The sequence below is a fragment of the Pseudalkalibacillus sp. JSM 102089 genome (assembly GCF_041366475.1).
Taxonomy (GTDB): domain Bacteria; phylum Bacillota; class Bacilli; order Bacillales; family Guptibacillaceae; genus Guptibacillus; species Guptibacillus hwajinpoensis_B.
On record NZ_JBEWYW010000001.1, the window covers coordinates 433478 to 457522 of the forward strand.

At 35.9% G+C, this 24045-nt stretch carries 31 protein-coding genes; 3 read left to right on the forward strand and 28 right to left on the reverse strand.

Going from position 1 to position 24045, the window contains the following annotated elements:
• Window positions 1-2: 2 nt before the first annotated feature.
• From ABVF21_RS02130 to ABVF21_RS02195, 14 genes are all read right to left on the reverse strand, one after another.
• A complete protein-coding gene (locus ABVF21_RS02130; protein ID WP_371017393.1) occupies window positions 3-1712 on the reverse strand; it encodes a terminase large subunit in 1710 nt (569 codons plus the stop codon).
• Window positions 1709-2200: a phage terminase small subunit P27 family gene (locus ABVF21_RS02135; protein ID WP_371017394.1), complete on the reverse strand. Its 492-nt coding sequence runs from the start codon at window positions 2198-2200 to the stop codon at window positions 1709-1711. The genes ABVF21_RS02130 and ABVF21_RS02135 overlap by 4 nt, the downstream gene beginning before the upstream one ends.
• Window positions 2201-2548: 348 nt before the next feature.
• A complete protein-coding gene (locus tag ABVF21_RS02140; protein WP_371017395.1) occupies window positions 2549-2902 on the reverse strand; it encodes an HNH endonuclease in 354 nt (117 codons plus the stop codon).
• 51 nt (window positions 2903-2953) lie between these two features.
• Window positions 2954-3208 carry a hypothetical protein gene (locus tag ABVF21_RS02145; protein WP_371017396.1) on the reverse strand — a complete coding sequence of 85 codons (255 nt, stop codon included), beginning with the start codon at window positions 3206-3208 and terminating at the stop codon, window positions 2954-2956.
• 55 nt (window positions 3209-3263) lie between these two features.
• Window positions 3264-3542, reverse strand: a complete 279-nt coding sequence (locus tag ABVF21_RS02150; protein ID WP_371017397.1) for a hypothetical protein — start codon at window positions 3540-3542, stop codon at window positions 3264-3266.
• A gap of 59 nt (window positions 3543-3601) precedes the next feature.
• Window positions 3602-3838 carry a hypothetical protein gene (locus ABVF21_RS02155; RefSeq protein ID WP_371017398.1) on the reverse strand — a complete coding sequence of 79 codons (237 nt, stop codon included), beginning with the start codon at window positions 3836-3838 and terminating at the stop codon, window positions 3602-3604.
• 107 nt (window positions 3839-3945) lie between these two features.
• Complete coding sequence (locus tag ABVF21_RS02160; protein WP_371017399.1) at window positions 3946-4344, reverse strand: hypothetical protein; 399 nt, start codon at window positions 4342-4344, stop codon at window positions 3946-3948.
• Window positions 4345-4404: 60 nt separating this feature from the next.
• Window positions 4405-4638 carry a DUF5659 domain-containing protein gene (locus tag ABVF21_RS02165; protein ID WP_371017400.1) on the reverse strand — a complete coding sequence of 78 codons (234 nt, stop codon included), beginning with the start codon at window positions 4636-4638 and terminating at the stop codon, window positions 4405-4407.
• Window positions 4638-5321, reverse strand: coding sequence for an HNH endonuclease (locus ABVF21_RS02170; RefSeq protein ID WP_371017401.1), 684 nt, complete (start codon window positions 5319-5321; stop codon window positions 4638-4640). The genes ABVF21_RS02165 and ABVF21_RS02170 overlap by 1 nt, the downstream gene beginning before the upstream one ends.
• A 55-nt stretch (window positions 5322-5376) precedes the next feature.
• The gene (locus tag ABVF21_RS02175) at window positions 5377-5505 is read right to left on the reverse strand and encodes a hypothetical protein (RefSeq protein ID WP_371017402.1); all 129 of its coding nucleotides are present in this window, start codon (window positions 5503-5505) and stop codon (window positions 5377-5379) included.
• A 371-nt stretch (window positions 5506-5876) separates the two neighbouring features.
• The gene (locus ABVF21_RS02180) at window positions 5877-8489 is read right to left on the reverse strand and encodes a hypothetical protein (RefSeq protein WP_371017403.1); all 2613 of its coding nucleotides are present in this window, start codon (window positions 8487-8489) and stop codon (window positions 5877-5879) included.
• Window positions 8490-8684: 195 nt separating this feature from the next.
• A complete protein-coding gene (locus ABVF21_RS02185) occupies window positions 8685-10169 on the reverse strand; it encodes a hypothetical protein (RefSeq protein WP_371017404.1) in 1485 nt (494 codons plus the stop codon).
• A 250-nt stretch (window positions 10170-10419) separates the two neighbouring features.
• Complete coding sequence (locus ABVF21_RS02190) at window positions 10420-10614, reverse strand: hypothetical protein (protein ID WP_371017405.1); 195 nt, start codon at window positions 10612-10614, stop codon at window positions 10420-10422.
• Between the two features lie 332 nt (window positions 10615-10946).
• Window positions 10947-11348, reverse strand: coding sequence for a hypothetical protein (locus ABVF21_RS02195; protein ID WP_371017406.1), 402 nt, complete (start codon window positions 11346-11348; stop codon window positions 10947-10949).
• Between the two features lie 136 nt (window positions 11349-11484).
• Here ABVF21_RS02195 and ABVF21_RS02200 point away from each other — a divergent pair, with 136 nt between their 5' ends.
• Window positions 11485-11703 carry a helix-turn-helix domain-containing protein gene (locus ABVF21_RS02200; RefSeq protein WP_371017407.1) on the forward strand — a complete coding sequence of 73 codons (219 nt, stop codon included), beginning with the start codon at window positions 11485-11487 and terminating at the stop codon, window positions 11701-11703.
• Here ABVF21_RS02200 and ABVF21_RS02205 read toward each other — a convergent pair.
• From ABVF21_RS02205 to yneA, 8 genes are all read right to left on the reverse strand, one after another.
• Window positions 11700-12512: a helix-turn-helix domain-containing protein gene (locus ABVF21_RS02205; protein ID WP_371017408.1), complete on the reverse strand. Its 813-nt coding sequence runs from the start codon at window positions 12510-12512 to the stop codon at window positions 11700-11702. The two genes, ABVF21_RS02200 and ABVF21_RS02205, sit on opposite strands and share 4 nt — an antisense overlap.
• 263 nt (window positions 12513-12775) lie before the next feature.
• Window positions 12776-13699, reverse strand: a complete 924-nt coding sequence (locus tag ABVF21_RS02210) for a tyrosine-type recombinase/integrase (RefSeq protein WP_371017409.1) — start codon at window positions 13697-13699, stop codon at window positions 12776-12778.
• A 195-nt stretch (window positions 13700-13894) separates the two neighbouring features.
• Entirely contained in the window at window positions 13895-14122 is a 228-nt protein-coding gene (locus tag ABVF21_RS02215) for a YneF family protein (RefSeq protein WP_098443499.1), read from the reverse strand.
• Window positions 14123-14214: 92 nt separating this feature from the next.
• Complete coding sequence (gene sirA, locus ABVF21_RS02220; RefSeq protein WP_371017410.1) at window positions 14215-14658, reverse strand: sporulation inhibitor of replication protein SirA; 444 nt, start codon at window positions 14656-14658, stop codon at window positions 14215-14217.
• Between the two features lie 160 nt (window positions 14659-14818).
• Window positions 14819-15106, reverse strand: a complete 288-nt coding sequence (locus tag ABVF21_RS02225; protein WP_194221500.1) for a HesB/YadR/YfhF family protein — start codon at window positions 15104-15106, stop codon at window positions 14819-14821.
• A 117-nt stretch (window positions 15107-15223) separates the two neighbouring features.
• Window positions 15224-15460, reverse strand: a complete 237-nt coding sequence (locus tag ABVF21_RS02230; RefSeq protein ID WP_194221499.1) for a DUF896 domain-containing protein — start codon at window positions 15458-15460, stop codon at window positions 15224-15226.
• 66 nt (window positions 15461-15526) lie between these two features.
• Window positions 15527-16177: a YneB family resolvase-like protein gene (locus tag ABVF21_RS02235; protein ID WP_303531383.1), complete on the reverse strand. Its 651-nt coding sequence runs from the start codon at window positions 16175-16177 to the stop codon at window positions 15527-15529.
• Window positions 16178-16180: 3 nt separating this feature from the next.
• A complete protein-coding gene (gene yneA, locus ABVF21_RS02240) occupies window positions 16181-16501 on the reverse strand; it encodes a cell division suppressor protein YneA (protein WP_303531380.1) in 321 nt (106 codons plus the stop codon).
• Window positions 16502-16652: 151 nt separating this feature from the next.
• Here yneA and lexA point away from each other — a divergent pair, with 151 nt between their 5' ends.
• Window positions 16653-17276 (forward strand): transcriptional repressor LexA, encoded by a 624-nt coding sequence (lexA, locus tag ABVF21_RS02245; RefSeq protein ID WP_194222291.1) that lies wholly within the window; start codon window positions 16653-16655, stop codon window positions 17274-17276.
• Between the two features lie 255 nt (window positions 17277-17531).
• Here lexA and ABVF21_RS02250 read toward each other — a convergent pair whose 3' ends face one another.
• The 5 genes from ABVF21_RS02250 to ABVF21_RS02270 form a co-directional block, all read right to left on the reverse strand.
• On the reverse strand, window positions 17532-18821 hold the full coding sequence (locus ABVF21_RS02250; RefSeq protein ID WP_371017411.1) for a hypothetical protein: 1290 nt from the start codon (window positions 18819-18821) through the stop codon (window positions 17532-17534).
• Window positions 18822-19105: 284 nt separating this feature from the next.
• Window positions 19106-19477, reverse strand: coding sequence for an iron chaperone (locus tag ABVF21_RS02255; RefSeq protein ID WP_303531375.1), 372 nt, complete (start codon window positions 19475-19477; stop codon window positions 19106-19108).
• A 63-nt stretch (window positions 19478-19540) separates the two neighbouring features.
• Window positions 19541-20176 carry a Type 1 glutamine amidotransferase-like domain-containing protein gene (locus ABVF21_RS02260; protein WP_371017412.1) on the reverse strand — a complete coding sequence of 212 codons (636 nt, stop codon included), beginning with the start codon at window positions 20174-20176 and terminating at the stop codon, window positions 19541-19543.
• 57 nt (window positions 20177-20233) lie between these two features.
• Complete coding sequence (locus ABVF21_RS02265; protein ID WP_303531373.1) at window positions 20234-20788, reverse strand: GNAT family N-acetyltransferase; 555 nt, start codon at window positions 20786-20788, stop codon at window positions 20234-20236.
• A gap of 207 nt (window positions 20789-20995) precedes the next feature.
• Window positions 20996-22432: a DUF11 domain-containing protein gene (locus tag ABVF21_RS02270; protein ID WP_303531371.1), complete on the reverse strand. Its 1437-nt coding sequence runs from the start codon at window positions 22430-22432 to the stop codon at window positions 20996-20998.
• A 599-nt stretch (window positions 22433-23031) separates the two neighbouring features.
• Between ABVF21_RS02270 and ABVF21_RS02275 the strand changes: the two genes are divergently transcribed.
• Window positions 23032-23340 carry a hypothetical protein gene (locus ABVF21_RS02275; protein ID WP_371017413.1) on the forward strand — a complete coding sequence of 103 codons (309 nt, stop codon included), beginning with the start codon at window positions 23032-23034 and terminating at the stop codon, window positions 23338-23340.
• Window positions 23341-23366: 26 nt separating this feature from the next.
• Here the strand turns inward: ABVF21_RS02275 and ABVF21_RS02280 are convergent, their stop codons facing one another.
• Window positions 23367-23885, reverse strand: a complete 519-nt coding sequence (locus tag ABVF21_RS02280; RefSeq protein ID WP_371017414.1) for a GNAT family N-acetyltransferase — start codon at window positions 23883-23885, stop codon at window positions 23367-23369.
• Between the last annotated feature and the right edge of the window lie 160 nt (window positions 23886-24045).

Consider the following 24045-nt stretch of genomic DNA (forward strand, 5'->3'; position numbering starts at 1 on the left):
AATCACCAACCCATCTTGTCCAAGAAATCATCCGATACCATTTCATTAATATCTCCATGCTGATAATAAAAACGCGCATGAGCATGTCCTGTTATAATTGCTGCAACAGGATCAATACGCTGTGATGACTTATCTTTATCTAGGATAATATTTTCATTGTGATCCATCTTTGTTACTGCATTTCCAAAAGCCCAATTATGTAATGGATTATTTATGTGTATAATTTTCTTTTGATAAACTAATTCTCTAAAACTTTTACAAGCAGGAGATAGAACGTTAATTCTTTGTGGAACTTTTACTGTATGATATCCTTCATCTTGCATTTCATTAGACATCTCTTGTGCTTGCCATTCATCGTAAAAGAAACCTTTTGGAATCCAGTTATATTTTTCGACTTGTTCAAGTATATATTTACGTAAAAATCTGTAATCAACCACATCTCCTGGGGTAGTAGAAAGCCAATTTTGACGCTCCCATAAATCATATGGTTGCTTATCTGTTGCCATTTTAGTTGTCATTGTCTCTTCCGGCATGAATGAATGACCAAGTACCACAAATTTCCCATCACCAATTGGAATAATAAAAGCACAGCTTGTTAAATCAAGAGTGGAAGACAAATCAACAGAAATGTAGACTTCTTTACCATCTATATCTGGTAACTGTTCATCCTTTTTAAGCCCACAATCATTCCATTTTGCTAAGTCCATGTAGCCACCTTGCTTACGCTGCACCCAAATATTCATATGCTTTGTAAGAAATTCGGTCATCTTTTCTGGTATTTCATGAGCTACTTTTAATCTACTTTTTAAATCCTTTAGCCCTTCTTCGTACGTAGCAACAATCGGATTTGCTTTTATGTATAAACTTGAATCCTTAATATCATCTTCAGGTTCCATTTCACAAATCATAACGAAATATTCATCATTATCTACAACACTCTCAGGGTCTAATACTTTAGATACATACTGATACTCTTTGTAGCATGGTACAGCTAGATCAAGCCCTGCAGTTGTAATTGATACAATTAAACTATTCTTTCTACCAACCATTCCAGATAAAAGAACATCGTAAATTTCACTCGTAGGATGAGCATGATATTCATCGATAATGGCCAGACTAGGAAATTTTCCATCTCCAGTTTTACGAGCTTCCTTACTTAGAGGTTGGATGATAGATCCGTTACGTTTAGTTTTAATAATCCCATACGAAGTAGAATACTTATGTTTTAAATGTTTGCAGCCATCTATTTGGTCAAGTATCTGCTGATAAACAATTTTAGACTGTTCCTTAGTTACACCAGCAATGAATATTTGCTCTTTTTCTTTGCTTAAAAAAGCTACATACGAAGCAATCAATGCTTGTAACTGTGATTTGGCTTGCTTCCTTGCCAATTGAATATAAGCACGTTTGAACCTTCGAGCATGAGTCTTTTTATCTTTCCAACAAAAGATATTAGCAACCAAGAACAATTGAAAATCAGTTAATTCAATAGGTTGATTTGCCAATAATCCTTCCTTGTGATTGAACATTTTAGCCCATTCGTAAAAGTCATAAAGCTCATTGCCATCAAAATAGTATTGGAAATCTTCATCTTCAAGCTTAACTACATCATCAAAGAATCTCTGACATGCTTGAATATGTTTTTTACAAGCCAAGATATTTCCGTCAACTATGTCTTGAGCATAAGTCCATACACGTTCAATTAGGGTCACAGACGATCACTGAACGGATTCCCATCATCTTCATCCTTTTGTAAATTAACAGCTAGACGTGCTCTTGCAACTGGTGACAAACCAAAATCACCTGCAACCTTATTCATCTGATCAAAGGCTTGCTTCTTCTTAGTTAAAAGTGGATGAGGTATCATGTTAGTAGCTCCCATTTTATTGGTCTGCTCAATCTGATCACCTTGTTCGGCTATAGTATTTGTATATCTTATGTAATCTGAATAAGCATCACAGTATAAAGCTAGGCCATGAACGTCTACATTTACCAGGATACCTGCTGCAATAAATTCCTTAATAAGCTTATTGAAGATTTTTTTCGCTTCTTTATCTAACCAAGTTGGTGCTTTAAGATTATCTGATTTGAAAGTCATGCTTTCTTCAGCTTCTTTTCGCTTATCTAACTTTTCCTTTGAAATTCGGTTCGGATTACCTTCTAACAAATGCAATTGTACCGGTTTTGCTGGTCTTGGCATGATTCACACTCCTTTCTGCTAAAAATACGTCGAAATATTTAAACCCAGCTTACTTTTTTAAACGCATTTTGTTTTTTTTTAATTCCCCGCCGACCACAGAATATTTTTTAAAAGTTTTTCAGACTAGCCCCTGGGCTTTTTGAAAAAAATAAAAAATAAATTTTAAAATTTTCCTGGTAATTTTGCACAAATACTTTTTCACATAAAAAAATCCTAATCACTATTAATAACATTAGCAATTAGAATACTTATGACACTTTATTCAATTAAACTATTACTCAATCAATCAACAATATAATCATCAATTAATACTTACATTACTCATTCACATCATCCATTAACCAATCATTACTTCTTCTTGTTTGCATGTAACTTGTTGTGACAAGAGAAGCAGACTGACTGAAGGTTACTTAGGTCTAACCGTCTACTCCAATCTTCCTTTACCTCGGCTTGGTAGTGGTGGACTATATCCATAGGAGTTATCCTATCAGGTAGACACACCTCACACAATGGACTGATAGCTCGCTTATGTTCCCTTACTTTCTTCCATGCTGCAGATGAATAGAAAGCCTGCTCTCTCTTGTCAGTCCTATTCCTTTTGTATTCCTTATGTACTTCCTTACTATGTAACTCACAGTACGAATCATATGTAAGCTGTCCACATCCTGGGTCATTACATTGACGGGGTGACTTCTTAGGCATAGGGTATCACTCTTTCACTGGGGTACTCTATTGTTATGTAGGGTAGTCTGTTTACCAACCTAACAAATTAAGGTGATCATAGTCACAAGATGCATCATTCGAATCAACTAACTCTTTAATGATATGAGCTTTAATCTCTTCTTTAAGTTCTTTCATATTTACATCATCAAACTGTTTGCCTACTCGATATCGGCCACTGATACCAGTTCCCACAATTTCATAATCAACTATGTCTATAAACTCCGCACTACACAATCTGTCGTCCGTTCCCACTGCTAACCTTACACTTGTAATCATAATCTTCATTATTAATCATCCTCCACAAGTTATTGTTGTAGTTAATCTCATATATTCTCCCTCATTAGAAATCAAAGTGAGTATACTTCATTAGATTACTAATCTCTGCATCCTCAAATCCTGGCCCCATAATTGAAGTACCTAAATGCAACCTCCTAGTCGAATCCACTACACATGCTAATGTATGTATGATTTCACGAAAGGTAGTTTCTTTACTTAATCCCAATTGTCTTAATGCTACATGAGTATTATTCTCTTGCCCTTTAATCCTCACATAAGCTTCTTTCTTCATATCATAAATCTGATCTAGAATTGCTGGGTAACACGTATCACGCATTAACATTATTCATCTTCTCCTTTAAATTTTAATAAAATAAAAAGCACCACAATGGGTGCTCAAGATTATTCAACTGTTACTTCGTTTAAAATGACGTATAATTCAATAACCAACCGTCCGTTATCCGTATTGTGATGCATATTAATGCTAGAAACCTTATAAGCTTTTCTTTTTATTGTTACAATATTAGCAACCTTCAAAGCAGAAACATATTCATTCCAATGTTCAATATTAATATCAAGTATTCTTTCGTCATCGCAATAAAATTTAACTAAGAAATTGTTAAGATTATTCTTTTCCACAAAAACACCTCCCTTCCATCATCTTACAATTCGACAGAATGAGAGGTGATCCTTCTCAATATAGAAATATTTTACTTATTTTGTTTCATCTAAAGAACAATCTTTATCTACTCTAATCCAGGACTAGTTTCTACTTTCTCAATAACAGATTCATCTTCATTATAAGTAACTCTGATCCATTCTTTGCTTCCACCTGACACATCACTATAAGTGTAAATATGATCACCCATATCAGATACTTCAAATCCACTCATCACAGTACTAATGTAATCATATGAAGACTGTCCATCCTCTAATCCTACACTGTCTCGTAATATCTCAGCACTTCTTTCCATTGTAAACAAAGGCTCATCATCACTCTCGGTTTCTTCAGCAGCAACAGTTGTATCTTCTTCTACAACTTCACTAACAGCTTCATTATCAGTTGTAGTCATTAGACTGCTTATTAGCAATCCACCACCAATGAATAAGACAAGCAAACTAGCTATCATTATTAGCTTTCTCATCTTTTCCCCCTTGATATTAAGTATTAATCCTATTATATCACGAAACTGGAAAACAATTACTTATTGCTTTGCTTCCCATAGATTTTTATTGATATCTTTAAAGTTAGCATTATATGTACGTAACCAAATATCGTTATTGTATTTTCTAATATCACTAGCCACTTCCTCGGTTTCAGGAAAACAATAAAATGATTTATTGGTGTTTGGATCATAACCAATTGACGTTACCTCATGTCCTTCTGTAATAAGATAAGACATCAATGCACGACTAAATACTTTCTTCTTATGGCTCATTAAATTTCCCCTTCTTTCATCTCAGCAATTTCATTTCTTACAGGTAATCCAGTTGTATCAGGGATAAAAGGAATATCCGTAGGTTTTCTATCCTGATCAGCAACTTTACCTAATTTATTCATTATGTATTCTTCAATTTTTCTCATTTTAACTGGCCCCAATAGACCACTATCAGCAATGTTATTTGTTCGCTCATATCCATTTCCAGTAAGTTTAAGTGCTACATCGTAAGCATAACCTGCTTCAATGTCACTATCCCAAAAGCCTAATGAAGTCTTTTTCTTATTAATTCTAGCTTGGGCATACCATTTACCAGTAGCTTTTACAAAACTTGAACCTTTATATCCACTCGAATTATCTTTTCTAATTTTACTATTCTTCTGGTTATCGCTATTAGTAGCCTCACGTAAATTTGTAGACCGGTTATCTAATCCGTTGCCATTCTTATGATCAACATGAATCTTTGGATCAGTAACACCCATAATCTTACGATGTAAAGCAAAATACTTTCTCTGCTCAGCATCCCAATACTCAACATAACCGTCTTGTTTTCCAATTAATTTGTATTTAGAAAGATTGTGCCTTAAATAATCTTTGTGTTCAACGACACATACTTTCCCCTTACCGTATTCACCTTCAAGATAAATCTTAACGATACCATTATGTACAATTGTTTTATTCATTTTCTAATCCTCCGTTTTTAGTATTATGTAAAATAAAAAAGCCAGCCCTATCGGACTAGCTAACTTTCTTGATCATTTCATCTAATTTTTGATTCATCTTAGTTTGTAAAAGCTCAATCTCTAGCAATTTGATCTGATTCTTTAAGTAACAATTTTCATTTTCCAATCTCTCTAAATCTGTCATTTCTTCTCCTCCAATTGTCTTGTAAATTAAAAAGCACCCGATCAATGACCGGATGCAATAATATGTATTATTTGCTATGTACTACTTTAACGAGACCATCTTTATCAACTTGATATTGCAGTCTCTTGTTGCTCTTTTTGCTTGTAATCATTACTTTTCCATCCTTATAATTAATAAAAGCTTGCTATGTGCTCGAAACCGTGATAAATTATAATTACGGTAACGAATGAAAAATTATGTAAAATATAAAAATAATAAAAAAGGGGAGCATCCTTGCCCTTAATTGTGTATATTAGCGATTATTTTATCTCCCTAATATACGCTTAACTCTTATTCTATTAAATCGCTTCAAACCCTTGATATAACTGGGTTTATTCAGCTATTGCCAAATTTTGTCCGATTGAAATTTTCTTCTTTTCTCTTGCTTTCCTTTTCCTTTCTCTATCGATTCTTTTCAACTCAATTTCATAACAAGATTCACATCTAACTTGACCTCGTTTAACCTTTCTAAACTTCGAATCACAGTCTTCACATTCCAATGCTTCATCTAAATTTTTATCCAGGTTCACTTCTATCTCTTCTCCAAACGATTCCCAAAGTGTAGATTTAAAGCTACTATCCTTCACTCCAAATAGATATTGTATTAAAACATCAGCTACATACATTGGATCAGGATTAATCTTTAGCAACTCATTTCTTATTAAAACGTACACATACAACTTGTTATCTTTCTTATTCTTATCAAACTCTTCTTTATTCTTGTCAATCAACTTTCTTTTTTCCTCATTCAACTCTTCATATTTCTCAATAACCTTATCATCAATCTTAGTTTTAGGATTATTCATCAGCAATTTATAATCAAACTTACCTCCAGCAATTTCTCTAAAGTGGATACGCTTATTACTTATTAAATCCTCCAAGCGATTAACCGTACTATCCGTCTTAGCTGCAACTCTCGGCTCTTTAACTATTCGATTATCCTTCTTCTTAATTTTACGACTATCAAATTGGAAGAATGCCGGTAAATCACCTTTCGTATATTGCTTAATGATTTCATCAATTTCGGTTGGTCTAGTTGGTCTGAAAAGCGTTTTAGCATAGTCGATCTCGAAATTATTTTCCATACATAGCCAAGCCACTACTCGTAAATCAGGATTAGGTTGGGCAAATATTTTTGTGATGCTATTCGAATACAATCCAATTTTTCCACCCATCGCAAGGACAAGGCTATTAAAGATATTCTTACTATTAATCTCTTGAGCTTCAGCTTTAGCCATCTCATAATATAACGGGACAATATCATCATTCTTCATATTTCTCTCAGCTACATCAAGTAAAACTTTATCTTGGACAACTAATGCTTTATCTCCATCCCAATCATTTTGGATCAACTTAGATAAAAGAGATTCATTAGCTACATATAAAGCATCAGTAGTAAAATACTTACTTCTTTTATCGTCTATTTTATTCTGAGCCAAGCCCCACTCTCTATACAAATGGGGGCTGCGGAGAATCCCAGTCCTGCCACTCTTATTTAACTTACAATGTACTTCACCATCATTTAAGAGTGGCTTAGCTTCACCGGTAAATAGATATGTAGAAAACGAGTATAGATCAGGAATAACGAAAGTGTACGAACCATTCACGTTGAGCTTACCCATCTTTGCATCATTCACCATCGCCTTCTTCTTCGCTTTGATGGTACTTTTTGAATGGGCATCATTTAACAACTCAGGATACTTCATCAAACATTTTTGATAACTTCTCTTTTGTTCATTCGATTCAGTAGCACCAAGTACTCTCAACATGACATCTTGACGACTTCCAATGTTATCGATAGTGTAATTTGTGGATTTAACGATACTTTCAAGCTCATCGTCTTTAACGTCCGTTAAAGTTTGTAAAAATTGATATGTAAGCTTACCTTGATTAAAAGTATCTTCTTCTTCATTCAATTTAGCAGCCTGACAATTGAATTTCTTAAAGTTATCTTTGTAGTGATCCCATGAATCAAAGAATTTCCAAAGTTTTAGCTGACTCTTAGTAAAAATAATCTTAATCCCATCTTCGATAACATCCCACTCTTTGCCCCACACGTCTGTTACTTTGCATTTACCACACTCTCTTGCGATTTCATCAAAAGACATGACAGCCAACAAACCTTTCAGAAACGGTAGACGCACCATGAAGTTCTTTTCCGATACGCTAGGTAGCATCATTCCAACTCCATCTGTTGCAGTAATATCTATGTCCATTCTCTTTCTTGTAATCTCATATGTATTATTATCTATGTAATCAACTTCACCATTTACAATAACGTCCATATCATCCACTACAATACATTCATCAATGTTGAAATCCAACCACTCATCTGAAGCTCCTGTAATTAGCGCGGAATAAGCAAGATACTTCGTAATATTAATCGAGCCTTTTTGATTTATATCCTCAACACTCAATCCACATGTAAGGCTATCCTTATGTTTATCCCACAATACTTTCTTTACCCAAACACCCTTCTTCTGTCTTGTTTGGCCAGCAGATGAACTAAGGTATTGATACTGTTCTCCATTTTCATCAACAAATCCGTATTCAATTAAATCTCTAAACACTGATAAGTGGTAAGACTGTACAATTACAATATCCTTTGTCACTTTATCCATATCTTTACCAGATTCAATACCGAATGTACGAGTTAATACTGACTCAAAAATCCCAACTACACTATAAGGTTTCAACTCTTCTTTGCGTACCGTCCTAACACCTTCATGTCTATCCACTAAACTTCGTAACTCAACTTCTAATTCCTTAACTTTCTCCCTAACCTTTTTAATCTCATCCTTATTGTCATTATCTTTATCTCGTCTAAGTCGCTTAATGTAGCCCTTCCTATTCACCAATTCCTTAAACACTCTATCCTCTTCATCAGTGTGAAAAGCTGACGTACCAACACTGTAGCAATAAATTTGATTATCAAGATTACCCATTAAATCAATCCACCTTTTAGTTTTATACACCGACACAACAGACAATATTGAAGTTTGACCATATCTGACCTTTAATGCAAAAAAGATAGACACACTTAGTGCCTACCTTTATTATACTTTGTTTCTTATTTAATTGTCAAAGTTTCATAACACTAAATTATAACTTTTTTTAATAATTAATGCAATGGTTTTTTATCAATCTAAGCTAAAAATATCATCTTCGTTAAATTCTTCCTCATCATCGAAAATCGCTAATACTGGATTACTTTTTAACGCATCTCTTTTCTCACTCTGTTCCTGATCACGTTTAACATTTAACATAAACTCCCTTTTCCTTTCTGCTAAGCTATCATTTCTCTCACCGGAAGTAGGAGAAAAACTATACTTATCACCTTCCCAATCATCATCATATTTTTTGTCTTGATTGATTTCATTTAGTAACTCTTTACGATAGCTATCTATCTTGTACCTATTTACAGTTCCTTGTGTCTTGATGTCATCAAGTAATTTATGGAAAATTCCATTTCTTACTTTGTCACTAATACGAACATCAAACTCATCATCATCACGATAGATACCATTTACAATTCCAGAGACTGACTCAGTAAACAATTCTTTGTTTGCAATAGGATGATTGGAATGATCCTCTCTGACAGAAACAATTGAATCAGTCATTTTCAAGTTATCAGCATTATTTAATTCCAGGTACTCATTATCACGCTTAATAACAAATTTATTTTCATCTTCAATCATGTGGATGATTCCCTTATCTTCTTCTCGTTTAAGCTGCATTTCTTTTTGTCGCTCTATTTCAGCAATTTTATTTTTTGCATAACTCAAACCTTCATCACGTTTCCTTTTAGAGAAATTATTTTTATCAAACAATTTCATACGCTTTTCAGCATGTTTCTTTAATTTATCATCTTCAGTTGTTAAGTATATGTAATAGCACTGTTCAGTTGGAAAGTCTTTATCGTACCAGTTATGTTTTCTTGTTTCAGACGCTTCATTTAAAGGAGAGTCATCTTTAACTACTTCATTTACTTGTTCTTCAGCAATCTCATATGTATTCATTTCTTGCCTTACAACGTTATCTTCTGCCAAATAATAACGGCCAGATGTAACATTTATAATTTTACGTTCCTGCAAATCATTTAATTTATTTTGAACTGTATTCTTGTCACATTCCAATATTGAAGTCCATTCACCAATCGAAACTGGTCTTTTAACTTTTGATATGTAACAAATAATCAAAAACTGATCAGCACGATTGAATACCTTCGACCCATTAACCTTTTCAAATAGATTGTATGGTATCTGTTCATACCCATTTTTAAAAGATTCTTCACGATTTAAGTAATAGTCATCAGCTTTCTTAATAATTGTAATCGTTGAGTTTGTCTTAATACTTCCTTTAGCATCTCTTTCAACTTCAACTGATTCAAATACACTTTTTTCAATCAATGAATCTAATACTTCTTTAATCCTGTTCTTATTTTGATTAATATTTTTCTTTAGCGTAAAGTCAGAAGAAAGCAATTCAACATTTGTTTTAATAACTTTTCTATACCATCGTAATTCCAACGTGTTAAGATAATAGTACAAATACAATTCTTCAGACGTTAACTTTTCTTCACCTTCAACAGTAAATACATTTGGTACTTTAATAAACATTTCCATTAACATTTAACCTCCACGTAATAGTATCTTTGGTTTGGGTTTGACCTTATCTTTTGATCTTTCTTCCTTTAAAATAACCCACCTACAAATTAGTATCTTATGTATGTTTCTTATGTATTAGTTTCTTGTGTATAACTTATGAATCTAGTTAATTATTTTTAATCATATTCACTTTTCGATGTGAATCTAGTTAATTATTTTTAACTATATTCTGAGAATAGTTAATTATTTTTAACTAAATTATTTTTAGTTAATTATTTTTAACTTTTTTCTTCTCTTGGTATTCCTTTACAGCTTGACTCAAATCATCACTTCTCCAAAATTGCCAGAACTGTTTATTTGTATCCAAGTGTCTTCCTGTACAAATGAATGCGATATTTTTTTCAAATTTAAGAAAATTATAAAGTACCGGTGAATAACAGTAGAAAAATTCTTTTTGATCCATTTAATATCATCCCTTCAAATTTTAAATCTGCTACCCACACATGAGTAGCAGTATATTGGTGTTATTATCTTTTATCTCCATCTAAACCACCTGGTCTGCCACCTGGATCACACATATATTCACCACCTTTCTAATGAAAATAATAGACTATAGACGACAGACCTCTCAGGATCTTCCATCTACAGTCTATTATACATTATACGAACAAGTGTTTCTATCTTTTCTCTATCCCGACCCGTTTTAGAGCTTTATTGTACTCATCTGCAAGTTTGCTAGAGTCTTGTCCTGCTAAGTAGGCTAAATATGCGTTATACTCTTCCATTTTCATCCACCTAACCTTTCGCAATCAGCATGATACGTAGTGAGCGATATTGTGGTTTGCTGATAAATTTGTCATAGAAGCCTTTTAGAGTAAATTTCCTTTGTTCGATACGTTCATTGATCATGGAAACTTCACCATCTTGGATATAATGTTTAAACAGATTTGTAAGAGCTGAGACTGGATTAGTTTTATATTCGTTTTCAAAATCAGTGAAAGTAGGAGTGGATTGAGCGATAAGGTGTTGACGATAATCTTGAGCTGCAAAATAAATGCGTTCTGGCGATGCTAGGAAGGAAGAGATAAATTCAGAAACGTTGTAATCAGAGTTAAGGATTGTTTCCATGTCCTTCTGAAGCATGTCACCTTTGATAGCGATACCCATTTCATTAAGCTTGCTTGTTAGTGTTGTCATTTTAAATCCCCCTCGAATTTGTTTTACTTCTTGTACTAAATGTACACTTTTATGTACATATTGTCAACAACTTTTCGAAACTTTTTGTATAGATATCCGTACATATAGTATACTAAGTGTTGAGGGAGGCTTTAAGATGATGAAATTATCATATAAACCACTAGAAATTACTCTAATTAAAAATGACAAAACAAAAACTGACTTAAGGAATGAAGTTAAATTATCACCAACAATTATTGCTAAAATTGCAAAAGGTGAAACAATCTCCCTTAGCAGCATAATGAAGATTTGCGAATATCTTGATTGTGATGTAGAAGACGTAGTTGAATTCGTCAAAGTGGAACAGGATGCCTAAACATAGGCATCTTTTTTAATGCCATTCCAGTCATAAATAGGCTTAACTCGATCAGCTACCTCTCGTCTCCTAAGCTCACAGAAAGCCGTTCTAAGGGTTCCATAAAAATAAGCTGTAATGTTTCGAATAGGTTTAGTTCCATGAGCTGTAGCCATTTTAGCTTTGAATATGGTTGATTTAAAGGCATGGATAGCTTGATCCATGACATCAGATACATTGCATTCTAAATTAGATTGCTTATGTGCTTGCATAACTTTACCAAAATAGCGATAGACTGTGTAAGGAGATGGAAAGAACTTGAATACTTCTTTAGCGAAGTCAGCAGAAATTGATTTAGGTAAATAAGATAAATCCAATCCAGATTGAGTTTTTTCCTCTCCCACATGACGTAGTTCTTTATTATTTGCTTTAATAGAAGTATGAGCTTTATATGGGGTTGTCATTTCCACGTTGTCACTCTTATCTAAACAGGTAGAATCATCTAAAAGCACATAGATATTACTTCCCGTTCCCCCATGCCTCTTCTTAGTGGACTTGATACATAGGATACCTAACTGCTTTAATTTACGTTTAGAGCGTTCTACGGTTGATTCAGACTTATTGATTGCAGCACAAATAGTGGAGTTTTTAAGATAAGAAACCCCTGGATATTTACATGAGTGTTGTGAGAGGAATGTTAATAGTGCTAAGTCGGATTTGTTGAGGTCATACTTATGTCTTATCTTAAATTGATCAATAATATTATTCATATCATCGACAGACTTAAAAGAAACAAACTGTTTCAAGTCCGCATACGAGTTTATGTACATAGTTAGTCCTCCAATTTGGAGAACACAGAAGACCCTAAATTTGGGTTTAACAAATAATCTCATTGATACCTCTTTCAAAAAAAGGTATAATAAGCGTAGGGTATATTTATGAGTCATGGGAGCGTTGGTGATTGCAGTCACTAGCGCTCTTTTTCTGTGCTCTTTTATTTATATTGCTTGTCCAATCCTCATTAAAAAGTAGTAAAAATCACCTTCTAAAAACGTTGATATATCAAGGTTTTTAATCTGATAAAATGTCACTTTTATCGTATAGATTTTCTATTCAAATTCATTAATGGACTACTTGCTACAGCTTTATTTAATAATTGCTGATTGCTCATAGATGATAAGTATCGTTGAGTGGTAGTTACTTCAGAATGACCAAGTAACAAAGATAAGCTATGCAAATCCAAATTCCCATTGTTCAAACACTGGACAGAATAGAAATGCCTAAACGAATGAGGACTCACCCTCTTACCTTCTATACCAGCCCTCTTACCTGCTAACTTAATGATGTTATATAAGCCAACATGTGAAAGCTCATCCCCTGTATAGGAAAGGAAATAGCGATCAGCTCTAATTATCTTGTCGCTAAAATATTGTTTTCTTAGACGTTCATATTTGATTAGGATCTTTTTCAACACAGGACTAATTGAAAGCATTCTTTCTTTGTTGCCCTTACCATTAACTAAAATAGTATTACCTTTCACATTTTCTACTGTAAGAGTTCTGAGTTCAATTGAGCGTAGGCCAATATCTGATAACATCGCTATAATTGCCTTATTTCGTGCCGAAATATAATTTTCATAAGTGAAAGCATCAATCATCGCTTGTACTTCTTCCCCAGTAAAACCTTTATGGATAACCTTTGGAACCTTAGGAAGTTCAACTTTCTTCATGATATTTTCTTTTAAATACTCTTCTCCTACACACCAATTAAAGAAAGCAGATATGTTTTTACACATACATACAATACTTTGTGGCTTTAAACCTGATTGTTGTTTCCCTCTTACATAAGCTCTCAGATCAAAGACAGTAATACTTTCTAATTCGGTAATTCCTCGCCTCTCTTTAAGAAATTTCTTTAATTGCTTGTATTCTTGTTGCTTATTGATCAAGGTTTTAGGTGTAAAAGCTCTTGCTTGGCAATGATAAATGTACTCTTCTAGAACATCTTCAATCTCCATAAAACACAAAAAACCACCTTTCTCTGCTGATTAATCTTTCAACAGAAAAAAGTGGTTTTGGTTAATTGGGAGAAAACTTAAGCGATTATTGAGTGTTATTTAGCAGAAAGGTTAATCCTACACTCTAACCTCTCACACTAAGCTAACCCAATCAATGATTTGTTAAAGCACTCTGTTACCAGAGTGCTCAATAAGCTATTTATCGTTGTTTGTCATTTGACTATTCATAGCCTTCATCATCTGATTAATCTTCTTCTGAGAAGGTTTTTGCCCCATTTGCATCATCATTACACGAAGCATATTTTCATTAATAGGGGGATTCTTCTTTAAATAGTCCATCATATATTTGCGGGCAATAAAAAAGCCAAGTGCTACTCCAGCAATCAACGCTAGCACGCCCACAAGCGTGTACATCCACCACATTCTAGATTTCCTCCTTATTCTTTCTCTTCCAATAGTGTACTACAACCCTTAATGATTATACAATAACGTCTATTAAAATAGTAGGAGTTTATTCAAACTAGTTTCTGTTGTTTAATTGGGTTAAGCCACCCGTATCGACCGGATTGGAAGTCAATCGCAAAGAACGAAGGAGTTAATTTTCGTATCACTTCAAAAAAGACTGTTTCAGCCTCGTTTGATCCGCTAGCATATATATTTATCTTCTCGCTTCTAACAAATAAAGATGCATCGCTTTTAGATTGTTTAATACACAATCGATGCCCTTCATTTTTAAATTCATACGTGCGAAAGCCACCCAATTCATTGACTAAACAGGTATTTAGTTCTTCTTCTTCCACAGGCTCTGTAATAAAGGCTACCTGTTTTTCTAGAAGCTCTTTCTGATCAGCCTGAATAGCCCGCTTCCTTTCGAGGAAAAGTTGATACAACAGATGCTCCTTACCAGCATATTGTTCTGCAATGTGCTGCTTAACGAAATACATTTCGTAATGCCTCATATAACTCCCCCCTACCCAAGAATCGACTCATATAAAAGAAAGTATAAATGAGTTCTCATAAAATGATTGTCTATACATGGAGGCTAGGCTTCACTAGTTTTGTCGAAATTAAAAAGACCTGTACTATAACATATATGTTATAGTACAGGTCTTTAGAATGCTATGCCATACTCGGCAGGTCACAAAGAACACCGCCGGATCTCTCATCATAATCAAGCTTCATTCGATCAACAAACCATTGATCGTCCGGTCGAACGAAGTACGTAACTCCTCCAATTTCTTGCTTATAATCATCATATGAAGGCTTATCAGACATGACCCCAAGAGAAAAACCTCCGCTGTCTCCACTCCCTGCGTAGCGTACGAATAACCTTAAGCAATCACCGTTACCAAGTTCCATCTCATTTTTGTAAAACTCAGCTGCAGAATCAGTTACAACAAACATCATATCCGCCCTCTCCGTTTTGTATTAGTACATCTTGTTATAGTACAGTATAACGAATATTCGAAAAATTGCAACCATAAAAATAGCCTAATTTTGCTTTTCGCAAAATTAGGCTATTTTCTACTGAAGAAAGCGACGGTTTTTCTTACTTTCCTTAAGCTTTTCAGGTGTTACATCTGTACCTTCTTCATCTACAACTTTTATAGAATGAAGTTGGTTTTTGAAAGAAGAACGGAAATTTGCTAAATATTCCTTACGTAGCTTTTTCTGTTCTTTTTTCTCATCTTCTGTTAATGATGATTCTTTCGCTTTACGAGATAGCTCGTTAATTCTTTGGAGTTTATCTTCAAAAGGCATGTAAAATAGCTCCTTTACTGAAACTTGTATCTCACATGCTAACGCATGTTTTGAACATAGACAAGTTTAGTGCTTCTCGTTCTGCTCGTCAACATATTCCTGATAACGTCTATGTACCGTTGCTTTCGAAGCGTGATGTCCAAATCCTTTTAGCGTTGCAGCTATTTCATTAAACGTAAGACCACGGTTTCGTAGATTAACAATTTCTTCGATTGGAACTTCCACCCGCTCACGCCCACCTTGATTTTGCTGGCTGAGGTTTCGCTGCGGTCGATAGCCTTCTTTAACCGCCTTGTCCATTCCACGTTTAATTTTCAGATTATGAAGCTTGCGCTGAAATTCTTCAACGATACTAACGATTTCAAGAACCATCGAATCAGATTCCGACAATTGAAGTTCTCCGTTTTGATTCACTGTATAAATCGTCCCTCCATATTTATGGACGGCATGTAGAAGAGCGATCTTTGCATTCCCTCTCCCAAGTCTCGTTTCATCTTGAATGAGCAATGCCTCAACATGCCCCTCTTTCAATAAGTCAAGCACCTCGAGTATGCCATCGCGATCAATGTCATACCCGCTGTGCTTTTCTTCAATCAAGCGCTGTATAATGAAACCTGACTGTGATGCAAATCGTTGTAGTTCTTCTTTTTGCCTGGCAAGAGAAGACTCCTGTGCTTCTTTCTTTGTGCTTACCCGACAATAAATAACGGCGTTCATACTTTATTCTTTACCCCCAAGTGCGGTAGCGTTCGCTTCAACAGGGATGATGAGAGTATCTCCTGCTGTAATTCGGTTTGCATCAATGCTATTCACTTCTTCAACCCAGCTGACGAACTTCCGATCAGACAACTCATGTGCAGTACGGAATTCTTCCGCAATTTCTAAAACAGTATCTCCCTGCTCCAATTGTACCGTTGTGTAACGATCATACTCCTCAGCTGCAGCTGTTCGCAAAGATAAAAACACAATAATTAACACAGCTACAAAAGATATAATGACAAGAAAATCAACTCCAGACAAGCCCCCAGCTTGCTTTCTCATCCCAATCACCCCATATGCGAATATTTGTTCTGTTTTTAGTATATCAGAACCTCTGTTCGTGTCAACTAATTTCTTCGAACTTATGTTTGTATGCGAACAAAAATTCTGGTATACTACTAACAAATAGATAGATTGGAACGAGGTGCCAGATATTATGAAACTATCAAAGCGTCAGCAGGACATTCTGGACTTTATTAAAGTCGAAGTTAAGCAAAAGGGTTATCCACCCTCTGTAAGAGAAATTGGCGAAGCTGTTGGACTCGCTTCAAGCTCCACTGTCCATGGCCACCTGGCAAGACTCGAGAAAAAAGGGTATATCAGACGAGACCCAACAAAACCAAGAGCTATCGAAGTGCTTGGTCTTGATGAAACAATCGATATTCCTCGTCAACACACTGTAAACGTTCCCGTCATTGGTAAAGTAACTGCTGGTCAACCGATCACTGCCATTGAAAATGTAGAAGAATACTTCCCGCTTCCAGAGCAGTTTGCACAGGATGAAGAGCATACTTTTATTCTTGTGATTGAAGGGGATAGTATGATCGAAGCTGGTATTTATAACGGTGATATGGTCATTGTGAAGCAACAACCAACTGCAAATAACGGTGATATTGTTGTCGCGATGACAGATGAAGCTGAAGCAACTGTTAAACGATTCTTTAAAGAAAGCAACTACTTCCGACTTCAACCGGAAAACTCATCGATGGAACCGATCATTCTTGATTCCGTTTCTATTCTTGGTAAAGTAATTGGGGTCTTTCGCTCCATTCACTAGAAGCGCTGCGTGCGCTTCTTTTTTTATGTTATATAAGCTTTCTGGGCTATAATATAACAATACGAGCTTCTTCTCTTCTTTTATTTATTAATCCCTCCGTCTGTGTAAATGATCGCAGTTTGAAGAGCATAGGGGTGTAGCTTTACATTACAACCAACCTCACCGACCTACTTTTAACTCTTACAGGCTATACAAAACCGCCCTTCATTTAAATGAAGAGCGGTTTTGTATACTTCTAACATTATTCTTAAACGGTTACTTTTCAGCAGCCTCTGAAGCCGCTATAACTAATTCAACTGTTTGATCTACTGTCGCCTGACGGAACTTTTGGAACTCATCAGTGATATAAACGGAAGGATCTTCAGGATAGTACTCCTGAGCGGCTACGTGAAGGTGTCCACCCGGAATATCATAAGCTCCTATCCCAATTCGCACACGATTGGATCGGTACTGACTTTCATTCGATAAGTAGCTTCCGCCTCCTCCTTTACGAGCTTTTGATCCTTCAGTCGGACCCCCTTCATGGCATTCATACGGTTTATCACGATATTCTGGTGCGAGCCATTCGCATACTTCATCGCCTCTTTCCACCGGCCATGGTCCAGTATTGGCTGCAATCATTTCCTTGTAAGGAAGCGTTGTTTCAATAAATTCCGGCAGTTTTTCAGGCATCGGCCAATTGCTCACTGTCGGAATAACTTCTGAGCGATCTTCAAGAGTGTTTCCAACCCCTGTGCGCCATCTCCCGGCAAACCCTTCGATGGTCATAGCTTTTGGACCCCCTTGACTGATTGTCATCATGAGATCCACCTGCTCTTTACTATTAACCAGGTAAGGTCCAAATGTATCTTCAACGATTCCTTCATCAAAATCATCCCATCGTACCGGAAAATTCGCTGCTTGAATAAAAGCTGGACCTTCTTCCGTCAAAACGACTTTCCCATCCATTTGAAGCGCTGCAGCGCCAGAAGGGTTTGATCTCCTAAATTCCTGTTCTAAACGGTATGGATCAAATCCACTTACTAAAACGCGCTTAACTTTCTTCCCTTTTGGAAAATCAATAGAAGTAATTCCCCTTGACGTGTACTCTAGTTTCTTCATCAGTTCTTCTTGCTTTTTCTCCGTTACTGTATATGATGGTTCCCATTGCCTGAGGGCAGCAGTCATATGTAATCGAGTCCAATATAGCGGGCGATCATCATAACGATCTAGTTCCCCTAAATCATTTCGTTCGCCCTGAGCTCGAGCCACAGCCGTATCCCACAGCTTCTCACCATGCTTTTCGATCACTTTCTCTGCTTTTTTTACACTTTTCGCTTTGCACAAATCTTCCTTAAATTCATCTGCAAAAACTGTAAACTTCGCCTTATCCATAATTTGCTGTGGGATAGGGGCACCGTCTTCCATTCGCTGCTCCTCTGGTGTTAGCGCCGCATCAGTGTTAAAGCAATCACCTTTGGCACTTCCAGTTAACGGTGAGAAACCGAAAGTTAACATCCCTACAAGAAAAAGCGCAATCCCATATTTCCATTCCCTAGATTTCATATTTCTGTTTTCCTCCCCTTCTAGTTGAACTATCTTCTATTGTAGAGATGGGAGGTTGCATTTTTCAAACTATTACAAGTATTCTGATCAAAAATGAATCATTCGAAGTGGATCATGTATGGATAACATACTTATATTATAGAAAACCGTGACGTTTTCTCTGCATCTTTCGACATATAGATAAGCTTAGCTATCATTTAATGAACTTCATTTAGTTTAAATGTAATCTCATATAGCGGCGATCAATCGGTTGATCCGAATAAAAGCCTGTCCCGCCTATTTATTCACTTGCGCCAGAAAGTTGAACAGTCTGCCTTATCATGAATATTGAATTCGATCATTTTTTTAAGTAATGAAAAATCAACTGAACTACCCCACGGAATACGCATTAGTTGTTTAGTGTGGTCATAGCCAGCAAGTTTCATTTCTTCAGAAAAATGAACAATTCCATTCTTTTCAGGGGCAACAGCCAAATGATGTTTTGCTACGCTAAAGGCAATAATAAATGTTCCGTGATCTGTAAACATTGGCTGATTCCAGGCAATTTTCGGCACCAGGTTTGGAAATTCATTTTGTACCCAGGTCAAAACTTGTTCCGTTCGCTCTCGGTGCTGCAGGTTCTCTATCTTTGCTAAATATTCTTCAAATACATCCATTTTTAGTCCTCCTATAAAACAAGCAAATGTAGTGATGTACCATATCTTACTGAGATAGTACCATTACAACTCGCTATTCATCACTACTATATCACCTATCATTTGTAGTTTACCCTCTTCAAAAATAATTCCATCGCCGTCATTCGCTGCATAAACAGTTGTTCCTGTTCTCTTAACATACTCCCAAACTTTACTCTTATAATCTGAACTCCAGCGATTGTAGTGAGGTAAAAACTCGAAACCGACAAGACCCAAAGTTTGGTACAACGCCTCGCTAGTTGTTTCTGTAAACATCTGAAATAGCTTTGTAGATCTACCGAGTTGAACCGCTCCTCCGCTCACCCCAACAAGAATTCCTCCGCGATTATAGAAATCTAAAAGAACGTGAATCATATGCCGATGTTTAAGAGCCTTACTAAATTCCAGCGGATTACCTGCTGAGAGATGAATTATATCTGAACTCAATAATTCCTCTATTTTCGTAGGTTCAAATTCACTGTATAAATCGAAAAACATGATATTCTCGATTCCATAGTTTCGATAATAATTCACTTTAGTACCGAAATAATTCTTTTCTTCATCCTCCGTTGAAGGTATGTAGCTAATCTTTTTGTTTCCCCCACTAAACAATAATTCATCTAATCTTCGGTTGCCGGGTGTTTCATTTAATTGATCGCTATAAAAGTATAACTTTCCCATTAATACACCTCATTCATACCCCTATACGATAAAGTATTTTGAAATTCTGTTCGTTTATTAACTCTCACGATATTCATTCCATTCTTTCGAGAGAAGACTGTACAGAATAGTGTCATGAAAGTGATCGTACAAATATTCAGCGTCTTTTATGATTCCATCTGGTTTAAAACCAAGACGTCTAGGGATTCCCTGACTTTTTTCATTCTCTATCCCGCACTGTATTTCAATTCGATTCAAATTGTATTCTTCAAATGCCTGAACAATTAGTTCATTAACGGCAGCTGTCATAATCCCCTTACCCTGGAACTTATCAGATAGCCAATAGCCAATACTCGTTTTCTTGTTAGACCAATCGATGCCATGGAATCCAACCATGCCTGCTAATCTTCCATTGTGCACAATACCTGCTTGAAATCCATCATGTGAAGAAAACTGCTTTAGCCACATTTCAATCACTGGCAAATAATCCTCTTCTTCTTTCATATTGTCTACCCAGGGCAGCCATTCCCTTAAATAATCTCTCGAATGGTCAACCAATGCAAATAGCTCTTGCGCATCTTCGTTTTGAAGTAACTTTAAGGAGACCTCTTCATTCACTTTTAACCTAAACATACGATACCCCACCTTTTTTTCATAAATATATGGAAAGCTAACCACTTCCAATTATTTCAAAATATTTAGAAAAATGCCATCTTTTATTTATTCTATTTCTAAAAAATATTTCTATCTAGCAATCAGTTAGTTTACAGTCACTGATAGGGGTAGTAAATCTCTATAACATAAAAAAAGGATGCTGAGCATAAATACAGCATCCTTTCACTAACAGCAACACCCACCGTCATCCCCGCAACACCGCTGACAAGCTGTTGTAATCACTGAATTACTAGTTGCAACTTTACCACAGCTATACGTAAGAGTTGCTTCATTAATAATAAAACACTTGCTACCAACACGTATTTTATAGCTGATCACACGTGAATCTCCTGCTGGAATTGGATCTAAAGAGAAGCCCACCGCCGGGTCTAGTCCCGGTTGGGTAACGCCGTCTATCTTCACCGTATCTGGAATAAACTCTGAACCATCAGAAAGTAGATCCTCAAAAAAAGCATTGTCAGCTTCTACTACGCCATCGTTTGTTATTGTAACGGTGTATGTTAAAACGTCTCCAGCGTACGAGATTGTTTTACTCACTTCTTTATCCAATTCTAGGTCTGCTTCCCCAAAGTCAATCTGGACGCCTAGCGCATTAGGCATATAAAGATCACCTGTGGAACTAAATCGAAATAACGCAGATGCTTGATTATTTGGTAAGTAGTTGGTCGCATCAACATTGCTAATGTCCCATCCCTGTCTTCCCGCCAATATGTTTGTCCCAGGAGTACCAGGGTTTTGATTTCGATCACCGTAAGAACCAGTCGTATCTAAATTTCCTGAATCATCTGTTATTTGCGAACCAAAGAAGTTTCCTGCCGGGTTACGAGGCCCTGACAAATTCGTTAGCGATAAGGCGTCTTCACCGAATTCCGCCTGGTCCCCACTAATATTCGCGTCACCTTCTTGTGCACTCAAGAGCACTCTTGCATCTACGTCACCACTCGGAGGAGTTAAAAAACCCGTTATCGGGACGTCAATCGGGTTACCGTTACTTACTTGTCCATCTGCTCCAACATAAAGATTCATATTACGGTTATTTAATGCTGTGTTTTCATAAACAACTGCTAACGTCCACCCCGCATGGTTAACAAAACCTGTTGAATCAACAATTGCTGGCACGCTTCCAGCACTGAACGTTCCTGCTCCAGCAGATTGCACTAGCGTTGTAACATCTGCTGATCGCATATAAAAACCGTTAAATTCATTTGCTGTGATAGGATCAGGTGTAATCGGGGTGTCACTTACGAGCGGAGTAGAAAATAAAATGTCATCATCTATTAATGCCGACAGGTCTTCATCATTACTTATATATAATCCTCCCCAAATCAATTCAGCATAGAGCACCGTACTTCCCACAGGTAGAACGAGAACAGCTTGAGATTCATTTTCCGTGTAGTCTGTCGTTGTACCAGCTGATCCTATGATTGCTGGTGGAGGAAAGGCATCGACAGTTGAAGCACTATCAAGCGTAATGAAGGCACCAATTGTACCATCTGTTCCTGCCGTATTTGGTGTATTACTAATTCCACTAAGCCCAAGGGTATTTCCTGTAAATGTAATTGCTCCACAATTATTAACTGAAAATCGATTTATAAAAGCCATAATCAGTTATCCTTTCTAACAATATAGTAGGCTCGAAACATGATAAATTAAATTTTTCATCTACTTCAAGTTACCCTTTGTTTAATATTTCCTTATATATTGTATGCATTGCGTTAGGACAGGGTGTACATATTCGACTAGTTTGAAAATACATTGTTCAATTACCTTTTTCTACGATAACGCCAAGTTCCGGAACAGTTACATTAAGTTATTGCAAACTATCAGAGACATTTTGCTTTTCTGGAATTTGATAGAAGATCTTCCTTGTGAATTTTGTCTTATTTCTCTTTCTTAACTTCAACTGATCATACGATAATATATGAAGATCATGAACAAGATGAAACGGGTTACTTTTATGAAAAAATCAAAAAACCTTTAAACTCGATCATACGAATTCAAAGGGGTTTTAATAATATATAATAATTTTAGTTTATGGCTTTGTTAAAGCTGTCACTAAAAATGCCATTTGAACCTATTTCAAAATATTAATGAGTCATCTAATTCAAACAAGCGGCTGTTTCTACTAAACTTTTTATGGTGTAACGAGACAAATAACTACTTAGTACATTGAGTTATATGAAGATGACGAGGTGGATGGAATGGTACAGAAGGAAGTTCAAGACCTGTTAAACAGGTTGATTCTAATCGAACACATTTCTACAACGTTGTACCTAGCAATATCAGCGTATATGGATCAAAAAAATATCACTAATTCCTACCGTCAGGCCTATAACTATATTAAAAAAATCGACCCGCAAACAACAGTTATTGTACAGGAATTCTTACGAGAACAAATTGATGAAGAAGCACAAACGCTTACGATCGTAGAGAGGTTAAAGTTAGCAGATGATAATACATCCGCTCTTCTCTTATTTAATCAAGAGCTTGCACAAAGGCAAGCTGGATAATAATAAAGTCCCGCTGATCATAATAATCAACGGGCTTCCTTTTCCCATATGTAATGAAGCAACGATACAAACTTGCCGTTCAATAAGACTTCATCTTGATCCGTATAAGCATGTGTAAAACCATTTTTCGCAAGTACTTTCTGTGAGGCGACATTATCTTGAGTTGTTCTAGCTACTATGCATTGAATGACTTCGAGATTGGTTGTCTTTTCTAATAAAAGCTTGAGCGCTCTAGTTGCTATTCCATTGCCGGTATAACCTTCACCAATTCTATAACCAAGCTCGGCGCAATTGTTGATGGAACTGAAGTCTAAATTAATTCTTCCTAAGATCGTGCCATTTTCATCTTTTATAAGGTAAAAGGTCGATAAACAGAGAGATTGTTCAGTTACTAATTGTACGAGCTTGTCGTTAAACGTCTCAAATTTATAATAATCTTCTCCACGATCTGGGACCATCTTATTGAAATAAACTCTGTTTGCGACTTCAAAGTGAAACAATGATTCCGCATCACTTTCTTGAAGTTTATGTATTTTAACTTCCATCATGTTCTCCCCCACGCTAAATCATTCATAGTAGAACTTTACCTATCGTGAATCAATCCATGTAACAATCAAATCCCTACAAGGACTTAAGCAGTTTAATGTCTTCAGGCCTATTGAAGAGTGAGTGACGGTAGATATAAACAAGCATCGATAGCATCAT